This window comes from Streptomyces turgidiscabies Car8 (genome assembly GCF_000331005.1).
Taxonomy (GTDB): domain Bacteria; phylum Actinomycetota; class Actinomycetes; order Streptomycetales; family Streptomycetaceae; genus Streptomyces; species Streptomyces turgidiscabies.
Genome location: NZ_AEJB01000631.1, coordinates 1 through 16,902 on the forward strand (window position 1 = coordinate 1; position 16,902 = coordinate 16,902).

Below are 16,902 nucleotides of genomic sequence, written 5' to 3' on the forward strand. Positions count from 1 at the left end.
CCCCCAGGGGCGCGGGGAACTGCGCGACCGGCCCCCACCGGCCCGCAGTCGACGAACCACCGATCAGTTCTTGCTGTTGTCCACGATCACCGGCGTCCCGTTCGCGTTCGTGCCGCACGGCACCGCGTACACCGGGTTGGCCTTGGCCGCCTCCTTGAAAGCCTCCAGGCACTGGTTGTACAGCACCTTGTCGCTCAGCGACTTCGCGAGGATCTCGTTGGCGCGGGCGATGCCCTCCGCCTCGATCCGCTTGCGCTCGGCCTCCGCCTTGGCCGTACGCGCCGCCTCGACGGCCCGCTCGGTGGCCTGCTCCTGCTGGATCTTCTTGTCGATCTGGTCCTGCAGCTTGTCCGACGGCCTCACGTTGCGCAGATTGACGTTGGTGACGTCGATCCCGCGCGGCGCCAGCCGCTCCTTGACGAGGGCGGCGATCTCCGAGCCGATCTGCTCGCGGGCGGAGGCGTAGCCCTCCTCGCTGGTGTGCTTCGCGAAGACGTTACGGATGATCTCGCGGCTGTCCGGCACCACCAGCCGCTCCTCGACGGCCTCCGAACTGCCCGCCAGCCGGTACAGCTCGACGGCCTTGGCCGGTACGACGGCCCACTTGATGGTGACGTCCGCGTACAGCACCCCGCCCTGCGAGGAACGGACCTCCACCACGCTCTTGTCGTAGAGGTCGAGGTCCACCGGGCGCGTGGAGAAGGACGTGACATCGGTGAACGGCGACTTGAACTGGACGCCCGAGGTCATCGGCTTCCCGATCTTGCCGAAGGTCACCGGCACCCCGACCTCGTAGGCGCTCACGACATGGACACACGCGAAGACGCCGGCCAGCACGGCGGCCACGGCACTGAGCGCCGCCCCGATCTTCCACCCGCCCACGTCTCGGCCCCGGCCGACGACGAAGAGCACGACCGCCGCTATGAGCAGCAGTATGGACAGCACGAACATGGAAATCCCCCCTGAGGAACAGGTACTTGGTACCTGGTTCGCGGACCGGCGCCGCCTCGGGCGTGATCCGGAGGGAATGCTAAGGGGCGCCCCCGCAGGCGAACAGGGCCGGTGGGCGGGGGCCCTGTCCGGCGCGCGGTACCTTCTTGCTCACGCCGATGAGGAGAGTGGATCTACGTGAGCAAGTTCGTGCGACCTGCAGCTGAGGGCGCGGATCCTTTCGGTACGGCCCGTCTGCGCCGGGGCGTTCTGGACGCCTGGGCGACCAGCCCCGCCCGGTTCCGTGAGGACGCCAACGCCGAGGAGGACCTCGTCCTCGGCGGCTACCGGGACCGGCTCGTCGTCGAGCTCGCCCAGAACGCCGCCGACGCCGCCGCGCGCGCCGGGGTGCCGGGCAGGTTCCGGCTCACCCTGCGCGAGGGCGTCCTCGTCGCCGCCAACACCGGTGCCCCGCTGGACGCCACCGGTATCGAGTCCCTCTCCACGCTGCGCGCCTCCGCCAAGCGGGACGTCCAGGACAGCGACGGCGGCAAGGGGACGGCCGCGGTCGGCCGGTTCGGCGTCGGCTTCGCCGCCGTCCTCGCCGTGAGCGACGAACCCGCCGTCGTCGGGCGGCACGGTGGTGTGCGGTGGGCGCTCGCCGAGGCCCGCGAACTGGCCGCCGAGACCGCCCGGCACAGCCCCGGGCTCGGTGACGAGGTCCGCCGTCGCGACGGCCATGTGCCCCTGCTCCGGCTGCCGTTCGCCGCCGAGGGCACCGCCCCGGCCCCGTACGACACGGCCGTCATCCTCCCCCTGCGCGACACCGCCGCCGAGGATCTGGCCGAGCGGCTGCTGAACGGCGTCGACGACGCGCTCCTTCTGACGCTGCCCGGGCTGGAAGAGGTCGTCATCGAGGTGGGGGAGCAGACGCGCACCCTCAGCCGCCGTACCGACGACTCGCTGACCCTCGTCGAGGACTCCCGCGACGGTACGAGCCGTTGGCGCACCGTCTCCGCGCACGGGTCCCTGGACGCCGCCCTGTTGGTCGGGCGGCCGGTCGAGGAGCGGCTGCGTCCGCACTGGTCGGTCACCTGGGCCGTGCCCGTCGACGCCGACGGGAACCCCGTACCGCCCCGGACCAGCCCCGTCGTGCACGCGCCCACACCGAGCGACGAGCCGCTGGGCGTACCGGCGCTGCTCATCGCCTCGCTCCCGCTGGACACCGCCCGCCGGCATGCCGCGCCGGGCCCGCTCACCGACTTCCTCGTGCAGCGCGCCGCCGACGCCTACACCGAACTCCTCGCCGACTGGCGCCCGGTGGGCGAGGGCATCATCGCGCTCGTACCCGGCCCGCTGGGCAAGGGCGAACTCGACGGTCAGCTGCGGCACGCGATCCTCGAACGGCTCCCGCGCACCGCCTTCCTCCCGCCCGCGCTCGACCCGGGGGACGACGAGGAACTGCCCTCCGCCCTGCGCCCCCGGGACGCCGAGGTGGTCGAGGGCGCCGGGGCAGACACCGTCCGCGTCCTCGCCGAGGTGCTGCCCACGCTGCTGCCCGCCGGGCTCGAACGCCGGGTGGAGCTACGGACGTTGGGGGTCGCCCGCGTTCGCCTGACCGACGCCGTCGACCGGCTGGCCGGCCTGGAGAAGGCACCCGAGTGGTGGCACCGGCTGTACGACAGCCTGGCCGGCGTCGACCCCGACCGGCTGACCGGACTGCCCGTACCGCTCGCCGACGGGCGTACGACCATCGGGCCCCGGCAGGTACTGCTGCCCACCGGCGGCGAGGTGGGGGCCGCCGCCCCGGAGACCCTGGCCCGCCTCGGCCTCAAGGTCGCCCACCCGGACGCCGCCCACCCCCTCCTGGAGAAGCTCGGCGCCCTCCCGGCCACCCCGCGCGCCGTCCTCACCACCCCGCAGGTACGGGCCGCCGTCGCCGCCTCGCTCGACGAGGACGCCCGCAGCCTGTCGTGGGACGACGAAGGCACCCCCGACGCCGAGGAGTTGGCGGACACGGTCCTCGCCCTCGTACGGGACGCGGGTCTCGAACCCGGTGACGAACCGTGGCTCGGCGCCCTCGCCCTCCCCGACGAGGACGGCGAGCTGGCCCCCGCCGGTGAACTCGTCCTCCCCGGCAGCCCGTTCGCCCAGGTGATCCGGGAGGGCGAACTCGCCTCGGTGGACGCCGAGTTGGCCGACCGTTGGGGCGAGCAGCCGCTCGCCGCCTGCGGAGTCCTCGCGACCTTCGCCCTCGTACGCGCCACCGACGTCGTCCTCGACCCGGACGAACTGGACCCCCGGGACAGCGACTTCGCCGAACCCGACGACCCGGGGCTGCTCGACGCCGTGGACGTGTGGAGCGAGGACATCCTCGACCGCTTCCCCGACTCGCCCGTACCTCCCGTCGCCACGGAATTGGTCGCCGTACGCGACCTCGACCTCGTGGACGACGACCACTGGCCCCAGGCTCTCGCCCTCCTCGCCCAGCCGCCCCTGCGGGACGCGATCGTCCAGCCGGTGCGAGTCCTGCTGCCCGACGGCACGCATGAACTCGTACGGCCGTACACCGCCTGGTGGCTGCGCGGAAACCCGGTGCTGGACGGAAGGCGCCCGGCCGGTCTCCTGGCGGCGGGCGGCGACCCGCTCCTGCGCGGCCTGTACGAGGAGGCCGACGCCACCGGGTTCGACGACGAGCAGGTGCTGCGGGCCCTGGGAGTACGCACGACGGTCGCCGCCCTCCTCGACGAGCCGGGCGGCGCCGCCGAACTGCTGGACCGCCTCGCCGACCCCGACCGTGAGGTGACCGGCGCCCAACTGCACGCCCTCTACGGCGCGTTGACCGACCTCGACCCGGAACAGGTCACGCTGCCCGACGACTTGCGGGCGGTGGTCGACGGCCACGTGGAGGTCGTGGACGCGGCGGACGCCGTGGTCGTCGACTCACCCGACCTGCTGCCCTTCACATCGGGGGTGCCGCTGCTCCCCGTACGCCCGGCGAAGGCGGCCGAACTGGCCGAGCTGTTCCAGGTACGGCGCCTGAGCGAGTCGGTCACGGGCGAGGTGACGTCGGAGGGTGCGGAGCACGACGTACCGGAGTCGGTACGGGTCCTGCTCGGTCCGGGGACCCCGGCCACCTACGTCGAGCACGAGGAGCTCGTCGTGGACGGCGTGGAACTGGACTGGCGCAGGACGCCTGACGGTGTGCTGCACGCCGCCACGCTGGAGGGCGTCGCGGCGGCCCTCGCCTGGGCGGCCGGCCAGTGGCCGCGACGGTTCGAGGTGGCGGCCCTGATCGAGGACCCGTCGAGGACGACCGAACTGGCGCGGGACCGCTGGTTCGACTGAGGTGAGTGGATGAGCGGCGAGGCGGCGTGGATACCCACGAGGTGTCCGCGTCGCCGGGCCATCGGCTCGTAGGCAGTGTGTTCTACGCAACATCCCGCAACTTCCGTACAACCATTCCCATCCGTCACGCATCTGAGCGAGCGAGTCAAGAGACTCCCAGATGATTTGGGCCCGGGTGCGACTGCACGCGGTACGGAGGGATCCGTACGGACGAGCACCACCGGGCCCCCTTTCTCCACTTGGGGAAACGCATGCGTATTCGTGCCACTGTGGCCGCCGTCACCGGCGCCCTGGCCCTCTCCGCCTTCGCCGTGCCCGCCGCACAGGCCGCGACGGCGCCCGACGTCACCTTCACCAAGGTCACGATCAACAACGGCAAGCCGATCGTCGCCAAGGCGACGGGGACCGCCACCGTCCCGGTGACGTACACGTTCAAGCACGCGGCTGGGCTGGACATCGGCTCGGACAAGCTCTTCGTCCTTCCGTTCCTCTACGTCGGCACGACCGTAGACGTGGACAAGGTTCGCCTCGGCGGTGAAGACCCCGGTTCCTGCACGGCCACCTCGTCGACCACAGCCAGTTGCAAGTCCTCCTTCGCCCTGCACACCAGCGGTGAGGATGCCAGGCTCCGGAACACCGATGCGCGTTCCTGGAACGTGGGCGCTGTCGCTGTCGCTGTCACGGACGAGGGCGGCTACAAGGCTCAGGGCAACCTTGGCACCACCCAGATCAAGTTCCACTCGAAGCTGACCACCGACGCCACCCCGGAGCCGGTCAGGAAGAACGCGACCATCACGGTCAAGGGCACCCTGACCCGCGCCAACTGGGCCACCAACAAGTACACGGGCTACGTCAACGCCCCGGTGACCCTCCAGTTCAAGAAGAAGGGCGCCACCACCTTCACCACCGTCAAGACGGTCAAGGCGGGTGCCGCCGGCGCCCTGAAGACCACGGTGAAGGCCACGGTCGACGGCACCTACCGCTACGCCTTCGCGGGCTCGTCGACGACGGCCCCGATCAACGCGGTCGGGGACGTCATCGACGTGAAGTAGATGAGGTGCGGGCCGCAGGGCTCGTGCGAGGCATGGCGAACGATGAACGATGAACGATGAACGAAGGCCGGTACCGCCCAGCCAGGGTGGCATCGGCCTTCGTGCTTCGGCTTCGAGGAGACCCTGCGGTTGCCGCGTCCTACAACGTGCCCATCGAACGCGCGAGGGCCGCCTTTTCGCTTACGAAGGCATCCTGGTGCTCCGGCCTCAGGCCAATTGAGCCCCCTGCTCGGTCCAGGAGGACGAGGGAGGTCAGCAGCAATCCGTGCACCAGCCCGTGCAGCAGCTCGTTCCGGGTCGCGGAGTAGCTGCGGTAGAGCCCCTCGACGAAGGCCTGGAACGCTATTGGGTCCACGTCACAGCCACCTTGCGCGTTGGGCGTCAGCCCGGACGGCAGCTCCAGGAACTCAGCCGTGCCCTGCGCAAGCGAGGCGTACAACTTCCCGCTGTGGTATCCCGCGTCCCAAAGGGTCTCGGTGCCGTGCTCGAACGGGTAACTCAATTCGCAATCTCCAGTCTGTGATCCAGCCCGAGGCCGGGGATTCGCGCATGCTACTCGAACGTTACGGAGAAGCGGTCGGGCCATCCAAAGGATTGATCCTGCGACTGGACGCGGAGCAGGAGATCGTGAATCACTTTGAATTCATTCTCCCCCAGCGCCGTTCTGCTGAGACCCGATTCCTTCCAGATGATCTTGACCGGGCGCTCCACGTCTGTCGACAGCCGATCCCACAGAGCGTTCAGATTGGCTCCGTAGTGGGGGCCGAAATCTAGAACTCGCGACAATATCTCATGCAGATCTTTCTCGGAACGAATCGTCGAACCTCTGATTTCCACCTTCATGAGTCCTCATTTCCGGTTTGTCGCATTGACTGGCCCGCCGGTCGGTGCCCGGTGGGAACGCAAGCGGATCGACAGATCCAGGGCGGTGACGGAGATGTGCCCGAAGTCGCCTGTAATGGTGTACAGATTCCCATTCACTTCAAGAGAGTCGATGCTCCCGTAATCCAGCTCGCCGGTCGCATCCTTTGCGGGTGGGGTCCCTTGGTCGGTCCAGTGGAGGTCTGCTAAGGGCGAGAACTCCAACCTTCCGCGTCGGTAGCAATGCCTCTCGCCGGGTGAAGCGGGACCGTGCAGCGGGTGGTCGGTACTCAGGGCCAGGTCCAATTCGAAAGCCAGCGATCCTGGGCGAGCCTCAATTTCGAGGACGTAGCTCTCTTCGAGGTGGTAGGCGGCAAGCCGGCTTATTTGTTTGTAGTTGTTCACTCTGGACTCCCCTCGTCCGGTGTCTGGTCGGAGCTCTGCAGGCAGTGTGGCGCCAGTTGCGAGAGTGACGGACGTCACAGGTGAGGTGCCGGGGAATCCCTGATCTCCGTACAACCATCCCCGCCCGTCGCGGATCTGAGCATGCGGGTCAACTGACTCAACGATCACTTGGGCCCCCGGTGTGACGACAAGCCGTGAGGACGACCACCTTCGGGCCCCCTTTCTCCACTTGGGGAAACGCATGCGCATACGTGCCACCGTGGCCGCCGTCACCGGCGCCCTGGCCCTCTCTGCCCTTGCCGTGCCGGCCGCGCAGGCCGACGGTTCCGTGTCCCGCGTGGACGCGGTCAAGATGCTCGCGGCCGGTCAGGCTGCCTCCGGCAAGTCCGCGTTCAGTACCTCGGCCGTCGCTGACGACGCCGGCACGCCGTACGCCCTGAACGCCTCCTTCTCCAACATCAAGATCAACAACGGTAAGTCGATCGTCGCGGGCGTCACCGGCACGGTGACCGTGCCGATCACCTACACGCTGACCCACGGCGCCGACGTCGACATCGCCGCCGAGGACTTCTTCACCGACGTCGAGCTGTACTACGGCGCCTCGTACATGGAGTCCGACTTCGGGCTGTTCGGCGACGACTGGGCCCACTGCACGGCCGCGTCAGCGACCGTCGCCAACTGCACCCAGTCGATCGTCATCCACCCGACCCGGGACCTGTTCAACGAGAGCGCCGGGAAGTGGAAGGCGTTCGCCTACGCGGAGGCCTGGAACGGCCAGGACATCGGCAGCGACGACTTCGACCCCTCGAAGGTCGGAATAGTGGAGAAGGACCGTCTCGCCGGCCCCAACCTCCTGCGTGCCGCGAAGCTGACGGTCAACGCCACCCCGGAGCCCGTCGTCAAGGGCAAGACCATCACGGTCACCGGCAAGCTGACCCGCGCCAACTGGGACGGCGCCAACTACACCGGGTACGCGACCCAGCCGGTGCAGTTGCAGTTCCGTAAGAACGGGACGAGCGCCTACACCGTCGTCAAGACCATCAAGACGACCACCAAGGGCGACCTGAAGACCACCGTCAAGGCCGCCTCCGACGGGTACTTCCGGTACGTCTTCACGGGTACGGCGACCACCGGCGCCATCGGTGCCACGCCCGACTTCGTCGATGTGAAGTAACCGCCGCCACATACGCCGCAAGTTTGGTGAAACGCACGCAACCGCCGTCGACCCTCCGTGTTCTCCGGGTCGGCGGCGGACCTGTGTGCAAGAGGTGCGCAAAATTACGTCCCCTCCGCACAACCAACCACTCCCGTATCGAATCTGATCACGGGGGCCATCAGGCTCCACGATCATTTGGGCCCCGTGGTGAACGCGCGCCATGCGCACGATCGCCGTCGGGTCCCATCTCCATGTGGGGAACACGCATGCGTATACGTGCCACCGTGGCCGCCGTCTCCGGCGCCCTGGCCCTCTCCGCTCTCGCCGTGCCGGCCGCGCAGGCCGATGTCCACGCTTCCGGCGGAGACTCCACCTACCGCGCGAGCGTCGCGAAGATCCTGGGGACCGGCAAGTCCGCGTTCATCACCTCGCCCGTCGCCGGCGTCGCGCCGTACAAGCTGAACGTCTCCTTCTCCAACTTCAAGGTCGCCAAGTCGATCAACGCCGGCGCAGGCGGTCACCTCGTCGTCCCGGTCACCTACACGATGACCCACGGTACCGAGGTCAATATCAAGGCCTCCGACTTCACGAGCAGTCCCTATCTCTACGAGGGCTCCGAACTCGACCCCAGTAACACGCTCGGCAGCGAGAAGGCCGGCACCTGCACCGCCACCTCCACGACGACCGCCAACTGCAAGGCCAACCTCGATATCTATCCCGGTGAGGGCGACCTGACCAACACCGACGCCGGTGCCCGCTGGACGGCGGGCGGTATTGCCATCGCGTTCAACGGTCAGGACCCCGAGGGCAACGACTTCGACCCCTCCAAGGTCGGCATCGCCCAGCAGGGCGACCTCGGCACCACCACCGTGCGCCGTCTCTCCAAGCTGACGGTCAACGCCACCCCGGAGCCGGTCAGGAAGAACGCGACCATCACGGTCACCGGCAAGCTGACCCGTGCCAACTGGGACGGGCCCAACTACACCGGGTACGCGACCCAGCCGGTGCAGCTGCAGTTCCGTAAGAACGGGGCCAGTGCCTACACCGTCGTCAAGACCATCAAGACGACGGCCTCGGGCGAACTGAAGACCACCGTCAAGGCGACCGTCGACGGGTTCTTCCGCTACGTCTTCGCGGGCACCGCGACCACCGTGGGTTCGAGTGCCGCCGCGGACTTCATCGACGTGAAGTAGAGCTCCCCACAGCTCGTACGGATAGGTCGTACGGCTCGTAAGCACTACGCCGGGAAGCGGCGGTCCACCCACCTCCACAGGAGTTCCAGGATGGCCGCCGCCACCGCCGCGACACCCACCGCGATCCACGGCATCGTCGCGCCCACCAGCTTCAGCGCGAAGAACTCCTGGAGTGACGGTACGACGAGCACCAGCAGGAAGCCCGCGCCCATCGACGCGACCAGGGCGAGCCGCCACCAGGTGTAGGGGCGGGCGATGATCGCCAGTACCCACATGGAGATCAGGAACAGGGTCAGGGTCGCCGCGCTCGTCTCCGCGTCCAACGCGCCCTCGCCCGTGTAGTGGTGACGGGCGATCAGGTAAGTGGTGAAGGTGGCTACGGCCGCCAGTACTCCGCCCGGGATCGAGTAGCGCATGACCCTTCGTACGAAGTGGGGTTTCGCGCGTTCCCTGTTGGGGGCCAGGGCCAGGAAGAACGCCGGGATGCCGATCGTCAGGGTGGAGAGCAGCGTCAAGTGGCGGGGCAGGAACGGGTATTCGACCTGCCAGCAGACCACCAGGACGGCCAGGAGGACCGAGTAGACCGTCTTCACCAGGAACAGGGTGGCAACCCGCGTGATGTTGCCGATGACCCTGCGGCCCTCCGCGACCACCGAGGGCAGCGTCGCGAAGCTGTTGTCGAGCAGGACGATCTGGGCCACCGCGCGTGTCGCCTCCGAGCCCGAACCCATCGCCACGCCGATGTCGGCGTCCTTGAGGGCGAGTACGTCGTTCACGCCGTCGCCCGTCATCGCCACCGTGTGTCCGCGTGACTGCAACGCGCCCACCATGTCCCGCTTCTGCTGCGGGGTGACCCGGCCGAAGACCGTGCCCTCGTCGAGAGCCTTCGCCATGTCGTCGGTTTCGGCGGGGAGTTGGCGGGCGTCGACCGTTGTGCCGGTCAGGCCCAGCTTGGTCGCCACCGCGCCGACCGACACCGCGTTGTCGCCCGAGATGACCTTCGCCTCGACGTCCTGTTCGGCGAAGTAGCGGAGGGTGTCCGCCGCGTCGGGGCGCAGGCGCTGCTCCAGGACGACCAGGGCGGTGGGGGTGGTGCCGGTGACGACCTCCGGGTGGTCGAGTTCGCGGGTGGTGCGGGTGAGGAGCAGGACGCGCAGGCCGGCCTGGTTCAGCCGGTCCGTCTCGCTGAGGGCGGGTGTGTCGGCCGGGTTGTCGGAGGAGAGCAGGACGTCCGGGGCACCCAGCAGCCACGTACTGCTCTCGCCGTTGCCCTCGCTGAACGAGGCGCCGCTGTACTTGCGTGCCGAGGAAAACGGCAGCGACTCGGTGCAGCGCCAGTCCTCGCTGTCCGGGTAAGCGTCGATGATGGCCTGGAGGGAGGCGTTCGGGTGGGGGTCGGACTCGCCGAGCGCGCCCAGGACCCGTCGTACGTAGGTCTCGTCGCTGCCGTTGAGGGAGCGCAGCTCGGTCACGTCCATGCCGCCCTCGGTCAGCGTGCCCGTCTTGTCGAGGCAGACCGTGTCGACGCGCGCGAGGCCCTCGATCGCGGGCAACTCCTGTACGAGGACCTGCTTCCGGCCGAGCCGGATGACACCGATCGCAAAGGCGACGGAGGTGAGCAGGACGAGGCCCTCCGGGACCATCGGGACGATGCCGCCGACGGTACGGGCGATCGAGTCCTTCAAATCGTTGTCCTTGACGACCAGTTGGGTGATGCACAGGCCTATCGCGGCCGGCACCATCATCCAGGTCACGTACTTGAGGATTGTCGAGATCCCGGTTCGGAGTTCCGAGTGGACGAGAGTGAAACGGGAGGCCTCTTCGGCGAGTTGGACCGCGTACGCCTCCCGGCCGACCTTCGTGGCAGTGAAGGCACCGCCGCCCGCGACGACGAAGCTGCCCGACATGACGGGGTCACCGGGCTGTTTGACGACGGGGTCGGCCTCGCCGGTGAGCAGCGACTCGTCGATCTCCAGTCCGTCGGCCTCGACGCACTCGCCGTCCACGACGATCTTGTCGCCGGGGCCGATCTCGATGAGGTCCCCGAGGACGATCCCGGAGGTGCTCACCTCGGCGGAGACACCGTCGCGGCGGACCGTTGGTCTGGCTTCGCCGATCACGGCGAGGGAGTCGAGGGTCTTCTTCGCCCGCCACTCCTGGATGATCCCGATGCCGGTGTTGGCGAGGATGACGTACCCGAACAGGGTGTCCTGGAACGGGGCGACGAACATCGTGATCAGCCAGAGCACGCCGATGATCGCGTTGAACCGGGTGAAGACGTTGGCGCGGACGATCTCGGAGACGCTGCGACTGCTGTGTACGGGGACGTCGTTGACCTCGCCGCGGGCGACGCGTTCGGCGACTTCCGCGGCGGTGAGGCCGGGGGCGTTCCCGCGGGGCCCTTTGCCCGGCGCGGCGCCGGGGAGGGGGACGGGGTGCGCAGGATCGAGTTCGGCGCCGGCGTCGATGTGCGTCATGTGTTCGACGGTACGTGCGGATTTAGGGCTTCACACGCCGAGTGCGCCAAAGATCCGACCTGGGGAGGAGGGGCGGAGCGAGAAATGGTGCCGTGGTTGTAGGTGCCGCTGCCGACCCTTAAGGGGCCCTCGTGGGGCCTTGCCCTCAGTCGACGGACGGGCCGGCCGGGCTGGATGTGCTCGACCTGATCGCCGCATCCCGCTTCCGTACGTACCAGGTCCCGTACAGGCCCAGCCCCGCGCCCGCGAGGCACGTCCACACCCACCACTCGTGGCCGTGGTCCTTCTGCCAGCCGTAGAAGGGGAGCTGGACCAGGAAGAGGACGAACCAGAGGATCGTGCCGCCCGTGATGGTGGCGACGACGGGGCCCTCCAGGGGCTCCGGCGCCTCGTGCTTCGGTGTCCACTTCGCCATGCGCACAGCTTACGAGGGCCGACGGCGGGCGCTCCGCGGACCCCGGGCGTCTCCTGCATCCCTTGTGTACCAGTGGTCTACGCGCGGAGATGGTCATTTCATCAACATATATTCATACTGAAACGACCTGACTCTGTCTCTTTTCTTTCGTACGAAACCCCAACACGTCTACAGAAACACGAGCACACGCATGTCCACCTCGGCCCCCGCCAAGGCCCTCGACCGCCATTTCAAGATCTCCGAGCGGGGCAGCACCCTGCCCCGGGAGATCCGCGGCGGGTTCGCCACCTTCTTCGCGATGGCCTACATCATCGTGCTGAACCCGATCATCCTCGGCAGCGCCAAGGACATGTACGGCCACCACCTCGACAGCGGACAGCTGGTCACCGCCACCGCCGTGACAGCCGCCTTCACCACACTCCTCATGGGCGTCGTCGGCAACGTGCCCATCGCGCTGGCGGCCGGGCTCGGGGTCAACACCGTCGTCGCGCTCCAGCTCGCGCCGCGTATGTCCTGGCCGGACGCCATGGGGATGGTCGTACTCGCCGGGCTCGTCGTCATGCTGCTCGTCGCCACGGGGCTTCGTGAGCGCGTCATGAACGCCGTGCCGCTGGGGCTGCGCAAGGGCATCGCGATCGGTATCGGGCTGTTCATCATGCTGATCGGGCTCGTCGACTCCGGGTTCGTGACGCGGATCCCGGACGTCGCGCAGACGACCGTTCCGCTGCAGCTCGGCGGCGACGGTCACCTCAACGGCTGGCCGGTGCTCGTCTTCGTGCTGGGCACCCTGCTCACCCTCGCGCTGATCACCCGCAAGGTGCCCGGCGCGATCCTGATCTCGATCGTCGCCATGACCGTGCTGGCCGTGATCATCAACGCGGTCGCGACCGTGCCCTCCTGGGGGCTCACCACGCCCAAGTGGCCCGGCAACCCGGTCGCCAGCCCCGACTTCGGGCTCATCGGCAAGGTCAGTCTCTTCGGCGGGTTCGGCAAGGTCGGCGTGCTGACCGGCACCCTCTTCGTCTTCACCGTCCTGCTCTCGTGCTTCTTCGACGCGATGGGCACGATCATGGGCGTCAGCGACGAGGCCAGGCTCACCGACGCGCAGGGCAACATGCCCGGCATCAACAAGGTCCTGTTCGTCGACGGCATCGCCGTCGCCGCCGGTGGTGTCAGCTCCTCCTCCGCCACCACCTGCTTCGTCGAGTCCACCGCCGGGGTGGGGGAGGGGGCGCGCACCGGGTTCGCGAACGTGGTCACCGGTTCGCTCTTCGCCGTCGCGCTGTTCCTGACCCCCGTCGCCACGATGGTCCCGTCGCAGGCGGCCACCCCGGCCCTGCTCGCCGTCGGCTTCCTGATCCTGGCCGGCTCGGTCAGGGAGATCGACTGGGCCGACCACACCATCGCGATCCCGGCCTTCGTGACGATGGTGATGATGCCCTTCACCTACTCGATCACCAACGGCATCGGCATGGGCTTCATCACCTTCGTGGTGCTGCGGCTGGCGGCCGGTCGCGGACGCGAGATCCCGGTCGCCATGTACGTCGTCGCCGCCGTCTTCGGGTTCTACTACCTGATGCCGGCGCTGGGCCTGATCTGACCCGGCCCGATCCCCGGGACGTCCTACGGCACCCCGTAGAACCTCTCCGTCTCCTCGACCGCGCTCTGGAACCGTTCGTCGAAGTCGTTCCGGATGAGCGTCTGGACCACGTAGTCCTGGACGCTCACTCCCCTTTTCGCCGCATGGTCCCGGAGCCGGTCGAGCAGCTCCCCGTCTATCCGCAGGCTGAGCACGTTGGTCCCCATGGAGACGAGGGTCGCGGGCCGATACGGGGCGGCGGGGGGCTTTTTGCTGTCGATTCACTCGTAAGGGTGATGTGGAGGTTCAGTGGCCCTTCTCACGGGCGATTCGGCGCGTCGGGAGTGGTCTTTAGTCAGAGTAATGAGTTAGGCTAAAGAACATGCCGGACCTAACCCATGGCGACGACGCTGCCGCCGTGAACTCACTGCGCTCCGCCGTGATGCGCCTCTCGCGCCGACTCAAGCACCAGCGCGTCGACGAGTCGCTGAGCCCCACCGAGATGTCGGTGCTGGGCACCCTTGCCCGCTGCGGCTCGGCCACACCGGGCGAGCTGGCTCGCAAGGAGCACGTGCAGCCACCCTCCATGACCCGTATCGTCGCGTTGCTGGAGGGCAAGGGGCTGGTCCGACTGGAGCCGCATCCCGAGGACCGGCGCCAGAAGGTCGTCACCCAGACCGAGCAGGCCGAAGCGATGCTCGAAGAGAGCCGTCGTAAGCGGAACGCCTGGCTGGCCGGCCTCGTCGACAACCTCGACGAGGACGAGTGGGCGAAACTGCGCGCCGCCGCCCCCGTCCTGGAGAAGCTCGCGCATCTGTAGTCAGGACCCAGCAAGGAGGCGAATTTCTTTGAGTTCGGGAACCGGAGCAGACTCCGCACCCGCACCAGCCGCCCACGACCCCCAGCTCGCCCACGAACCTCAGCCTGTCCCCGAGCCGCAGCTCGCCCACGAGCTCCAGCCCGTCCCCGAGCTCCAGCCTGTCACCGAGCCGCAGCTCGCCCACGAGCTCCAGCCCGTCACCGAGCTCCAGCCTGTCACCGAGCCGCAGCTCGCCCACGAGCTCCAGCCCGTCCCCGAGCTCCAGCCCGTCCCCGAGCCGCAGCTCGCCCACGAGCTCCAGCCCGTCACCGAGCTCCAGCCCGTCCCCGAGCCGCAGCTCGCCCACGAGCTCCAGCCCGTCCCCGATTCCGTCACCGCACCCACTTCCGCTCCCGGTCCGACTCCGGCTTCCGCGGTCTCCGAACCGGATTCTGCGCTCCCCGGCCCCGGCCCCGGCTCCAGCACCCCTGATCCCGCCACCACGGCCACGCCGCCCGCCCGGTCCTCCATGTTCAGCTCGCTGCGGGTGCGCAACTACCGCCTCTTCTTCCTCGGCCAGGTCGTCTCGAACACCGGCACCTGGATGCAGCGCATCGCCCAGGACTGGCTGGTCCTCAGCCTCACCGGATCCTCGGCCGCCGTCGGCATCACGACCGCGCTCCAGTTCCTGCCGATGCTGCTCTTCGGGCTGTACGGCGGAGTCCTCGTCGACCGGCTGCCCAAGCGCCCCACCCTGCTCGTCACGCAGGCGATGATGGCCGTCACCGGCCTCGTGCTCGCCGCCCTGACGCTCACGGGTGGCGTCGAGGTCTGGCACGTCTACCTCGCCGCCTTCGCCGTCGGTCTCGCCACGGTCGTCGACAACCCGGCCCGCCAGTCCTTCGTGTCCGAGATGGTCGAGCCCGGGCAGCTGCAGAACGCCGTCAGCCTCAACTCCGCGAACTTCCAGTCCGCACGTCTCGTCGGACCCGCCGTCGCCGGTCTGATGATCACCGGCGTCGGCACGGGCTGGGCCTTCCTCTTCAACGGGCTGTCCTTCGTCGCCCCCATGGCCGCCCTGCTGCTCATGCGCGGCCGGGAACTGATCGCCGTGGAGCGGGCACCGCGCGCCAAGGGCCAGCTGCGCGAGGGCCTGCACTATGTCGCCGGACGGCCCGAGCTGGTCTGGCCGATCATCCTCGTCGGGTTCATCGGCACCTTCGGTTTCAACTTCCCGGTCGTCCTCTCGGCGTACGCGGACGACGTCTTCCACGCCGGCGCCGGCGCGTACAGCTTCTTCAACACCCTGATGGCGGTCGGTTCCCTGGCGGGTGCCCTGCTCGCCGCCCGGCGCGGTACGGCGAAGCTGCGCGTCCTCGTCGCGGCGGCCGTGGTCTTCGGCGCGCTGGAGATCGTCGCATCGGTGGCCCCGTCCCTGTGGCTGTTCGCGCTGCTGATGATCCCGATCGGGATCGCCGGCCTCACGGTCAACGTCACGGCCAACACCTCGGTCCAGATGGCCACGGACCCCGCCATGCGAGGCCGGGTCATGGCCCTGTTCATGATGGTCTTCATGGGCGGTACGCCGCTGGGCGCACCGCTGGTCGGCTGGATCACGGACGCGTACGGCCCCCGGGTCGGCCTCGCCTTCGGCGGCGTCGTCGCGACGGCCGCCGCCCTGACGGTCGGCCTGGTCCTGGCCCGCGTGGGCGGTCTGAGAGTCTCCGCCGACTGGAACTCCGGACACCCACGCGTCAGCCTCGTCAAGCGGCAGGGAGACGCACAGCGGCGGACGGGGCAGCCGGCGCAGCAGCAGGACCAGGCGCAGGACGAGGGACGGCGGGAGCCGGTGACCTCGGTGGCGTGAGTACGGTGAGCCGTATGAGTGCCATGAACACGGTCCGGCTGTTCGCCGCCGTACTGCCGCCCGAGGACGTCGCCGGGCAACTCGCCGTCGCGGTGGCCGGGTTGAGGGGTCTGCCGGGTGCGGACGGGCTGCGCTGGACCGGCGTACCCGGCTGGCACTTCACCCTCGCCTTCTACGGCGAGGTGGACGAGGACGTCGTACCGGAGCTGTCTGAGCGGCTGGAGCGGGCCGCCCACCGTACGGACGCGTTCGCGCTGTCGGTGTGCGGCGGCGGGCAGTTCGGTCACGGGCGGGCGCTGTGGGCGGGCGCCGCCGGTGATGTGAACGTGCTGCGCCTGCTGGCCGACCGGGCGGAGGCGGCGGGCCGGAAGGCGGGCGTCGACATGGGGGAGCACCGGCGCTACCAGGCCCACCTCACCGTGGCGCGCAGCCGCGAGGCCTTCGAGGTGCGGCCGTACGTCGAGGCCCTGGACGCGTTCACGAGTCGCACGTGGACGGTGGACGACCTCGCGCTCGTACGCAGCAATCTGCCGAAGTCGGGGGTGCCGGGGGAACAGCCCCGGTACGAGGTGGTCGCCCGTTGGCCCCTCGGCGCGGCCGGTTAGGCTCGGCGCGTGAATCCGAAAATCCGGAACCGGGTGATGGCCGGTGCGCTCGTGTTGTTGTTCGTGGCGGTAGCGGTGGCGGCGGGTCTCCTCGGCCGCCGAGAACACCGGGTCCCAGTGGTCGGTGTGGAAGGAGGGCAGACCGCGAGGCGCCGGGTTCTCCGGGAAGGAGATCGCCTTGGCGCCCTTGGCGGCGGTCCGGTGGATCTCCGCGA

The 16,902-nt window shown here is 68.9% G+C and carries 15 protein-coding genes and 1 pseudogene; 9 read left to right on the forward strand and 7 right to left on the reverse strand.

What is annotated here, in order from left to right:
* Window positions 1-63 precede the first annotated feature (63 nt).
* On the reverse strand, window positions 64-951 hold the full coding sequence (locus STRTUCAR8_RS44080; RefSeq protein WP_006382996.1) for a prohibitin family protein: 888 nt from the start codon (window positions 949-951) through the stop codon (window positions 64-66).
* Between the two features lie 177 nt (window positions 952-1,128).
* Here STRTUCAR8_RS44080 and STRTUCAR8_RS44085 point away from each other — a divergent pair, with 177 nt between their 5' ends.
* Both STRTUCAR8_RS44085 and STRTUCAR8_RS44090 read left to right on the forward strand, forming a co-directional pair.
* Entirely contained in the window at window positions 1,129-4,278 is a 3,150-nt protein-coding gene (locus tag STRTUCAR8_RS44085) for a sacsin N-terminal ATP-binding-like domain-containing protein (RefSeq protein ID WP_006382994.1), read from the forward strand.
* Window positions 4,279-4,529: 251 nt separating this feature from the next.
* Entirely contained in the window at window positions 4,530-5,330 is an 801-nt protein-coding gene (locus tag STRTUCAR8_RS44090; protein WP_006382991.1) for a hypothetical protein, read from the forward strand.
* Window positions 5,331-5,469: 139 nt separating this feature from the next.
* Here STRTUCAR8_RS44090 and STRTUCAR8_RS48580 read toward each other — a convergent pair whose 3' ends face one another.
* From STRTUCAR8_RS48580 to STRTUCAR8_RS50955, 3 genes are read right to left on the reverse strand one after another with little or no spacing between them, the layout of a single operon-like run.
* Window positions 5,470-5,832, reverse strand: a complete 363-nt coding sequence (locus STRTUCAR8_RS48580; protein WP_006382987.1) for a DUF6086 family protein — start codon at window positions 5,830-5,832, stop codon at window positions 5,470-5,472.
* Between the two features lie 50 nt (window positions 5,833-5,882).
* Window positions 5,883-6,173: a barstar family protein gene (locus STRTUCAR8_RS44100; RefSeq protein WP_006382998.1), complete on the reverse strand. Its 291-nt coding sequence runs from the start codon at window positions 6,171-6,173 to the stop codon at window positions 5,883-5,885.
* Between the two features lie 6 nt (window positions 6,174-6,179).
* Window positions 6,180-6,596, reverse strand: a complete 417-nt coding sequence (locus STRTUCAR8_RS50955) for a hypothetical protein (RefSeq protein WP_078507500.1) — start codon at window positions 6,594-6,596, stop codon at window positions 6,180-6,182.
* 241 nt (window positions 6,597-6,837) lie between these two features.
* Between STRTUCAR8_RS50955 and STRTUCAR8_RS44105 the strand changes: the two genes are divergently transcribed.
* Together STRTUCAR8_RS44105 and STRTUCAR8_RS44110 are read left to right on the forward strand one after the other, a co-directional pair.
* Entirely contained in the window at window positions 6,838-7,770 is a 933-nt protein-coding gene (locus STRTUCAR8_RS44105) for a hypothetical protein (RefSeq protein ID WP_006382993.1), read from the forward strand.
* Between the two features lie 248 nt (window positions 7,771-8,018).
* Window positions 8,019-8,945 (forward strand): hypothetical protein, encoded by a 927-nt coding sequence (locus STRTUCAR8_RS44110; protein ID WP_006382995.1) that lies wholly within the window; start codon window positions 8,019-8,021, stop codon window positions 8,943-8,945.
* A 44-nt stretch (window positions 8,946-8,989) separates the two neighbouring features.
* On the opposite strand, the gene STRTUCAR8_RS44115 is transcribed toward STRTUCAR8_RS44110, so the two are convergent.
* The gene (locus STRTUCAR8_RS44115) at window positions 8,990-11,422 is read right to left on the reverse strand and encodes an HAD-IC family P-type ATPase (RefSeq protein ID WP_006383000.1); all 2,433 of its coding nucleotides are present in this window, start codon (window positions 11,420-11,422) and stop codon (window positions 8,990-8,992) included.
* A 145-nt stretch (window positions 11,423-11,567) separates the two neighbouring features.
* The gene (locus STRTUCAR8_RS44120; RefSeq protein ID WP_006383001.1) at window positions 11,568-11,837 is read right to left on the reverse strand and encodes a DUF2530 domain-containing protein; all 270 of its coding nucleotides are present in this window, start codon (window positions 11,835-11,837) and stop codon (window positions 11,568-11,570) included.
* A 190-nt stretch (window positions 11,838-12,027) separates the two neighbouring features.
* On the opposite strand from STRTUCAR8_RS44120, the gene STRTUCAR8_RS44125 reads away from it, so the two are divergent.
* Window positions 12,028-13,437, forward strand: a complete 1,410-nt coding sequence (locus tag STRTUCAR8_RS44125) for an NCS2 family permease (protein WP_006382992.1) — start codon at window positions 12,028-12,030, stop codon at window positions 13,435-13,437.
* 23 nt (window positions 13,438-13,460) lie between these two features.
* Here the strand turns inward: STRTUCAR8_RS44125 and STRTUCAR8_RS44130 are convergent, their stop codons facing one another.
* Complete coding sequence (locus tag STRTUCAR8_RS44130; protein ID WP_044473944.1) at window positions 13,461-13,643, reverse strand: hypothetical protein; 183 nt, start codon at window positions 13,641-13,643, stop codon at window positions 13,461-13,463.
* Between the two features lie 155 nt (window positions 13,644-13,798).
* Between STRTUCAR8_RS44130 and STRTUCAR8_RS44135 the strand changes: the two genes are divergently transcribed.
* From STRTUCAR8_RS44135 to STRTUCAR8_RS53760, 4 genes and pseudogenes are all read left to right on the forward strand, one after another.
* Window positions 13,799-14,236, forward strand: a complete 438-nt coding sequence (locus STRTUCAR8_RS44135) for a MarR family winged helix-turn-helix transcriptional regulator (RefSeq protein WP_006382999.1) — start codon at window positions 13,799-13,801, stop codon at window positions 14,234-14,236.
* A gap of 508 nt (window positions 14,237-14,744) precedes the next feature.
* On the forward strand, window positions 14,745-16,082 hold the full coding sequence (locus tag STRTUCAR8_RS44140) for an MFS transporter (RefSeq protein WP_044473947.1): 1,338 nt from the start codon (window positions 14,745-14,747) through the stop codon (window positions 16,080-16,082).
* A 14-nt stretch (window positions 16,083-16,096) separates the two neighbouring features.
* Window positions 16,097-16,687, forward strand: a complete 591-nt coding sequence (thpR, locus tag STRTUCAR8_RS44145; RefSeq protein WP_006382990.1) for an RNA 2',3'-cyclic phosphodiesterase — start codon at window positions 16,097-16,099, stop codon at window positions 16,685-16,687.
* 9 nt (window positions 16,688-16,696) lie between these two features.
* Window positions 16,697-16,902 (forward strand): annotated as a pseudogene (locus STRTUCAR8_RS53760) (hypothetical protein); the annotation flags it as partial.

Bases quoted from the DNA above. Each gene is read 5' to 3' on its own strand.
- STRTUCAR8_RS44100 (WP_006382998.1), bottom strand. From the start codon at position 6,173: ATGAAGGTGGAAATCAGAGGTTCGACGATTCGTTCCGAGAAAGATCTG.
- STRTUCAR8_RS44110 (WP_006382995.1), top strand. From the start codon at position 8,019: ATGCGTATACGTGCCACCGTGGCCGCCGTCTCCGGCGCCCTGGCCCTC.
- thpR (WP_006382990.1), top strand. From the start codon at position 16,097: ATGAGTGCCATGAACACGGTCCGGCTGTTCGCCGCCGTACTGCCGCCC.
- STRTUCAR8_RS44140 (WP_044473947.1), top strand. From the start codon at position 14,745: ATGTTCAGCTCGCTGCGGGTGCGCAACTACCGCCTCTTCTTCCTCGGC.
- STRTUCAR8_RS44135 (WP_006382999.1), top strand. From the start codon at position 13,799: ATGCCGGACCTAACCCATGGCGACGACGCTGCCGCCGTGAACTCACTG.
- STRTUCAR8_RS44080 (WP_006382996.1), bottom strand. From the start codon at position 951: ATGTTCGTGCTGTCCATACTGCTGCTCATAGCGGCGGTCGTGCTCTTC.
- STRTUCAR8_RS44090 (WP_006382991.1), top strand. From the start codon at position 4,530: ATGCGTATTCGTGCCACTGTGGCCGCCGTCACCGGCGCCCTGGCCCTC.
- STRTUCAR8_RS44120 (WP_006383001.1), bottom strand. From the start codon at position 11,837: ATGGCGAAGTGGACACCGAAGCACGAGGCGCCGGAGCCCCTGGAGGGC.
- STRTUCAR8_RS44130 (WP_044473944.1), bottom strand. From the start codon at position 13,643: ATGGGGACCAACGTGCTCAGCCTGCGGATAGACGGGGAGCTGCTCGAC.
- STRTUCAR8_RS44115 (WP_006383000.1), bottom strand. From the start codon at position 11,422: ATGACGCACATCGACGCCGGCGCCGAACTCGATCCTGCGCACCCCGTC.
- STRTUCAR8_RS44105 (WP_006382993.1), top strand. From the start codon at position 6,838: ATGCGCATACGTGCCACCGTGGCCGCCGTCACCGGCGCCCTGGCCCTC.
- STRTUCAR8_RS44125 (WP_006382992.1), top strand. From the start codon at position 12,028: ATGTCCACCTCGGCCCCCGCCAAGGCCCTCGACCGCCATTTCAAGATC.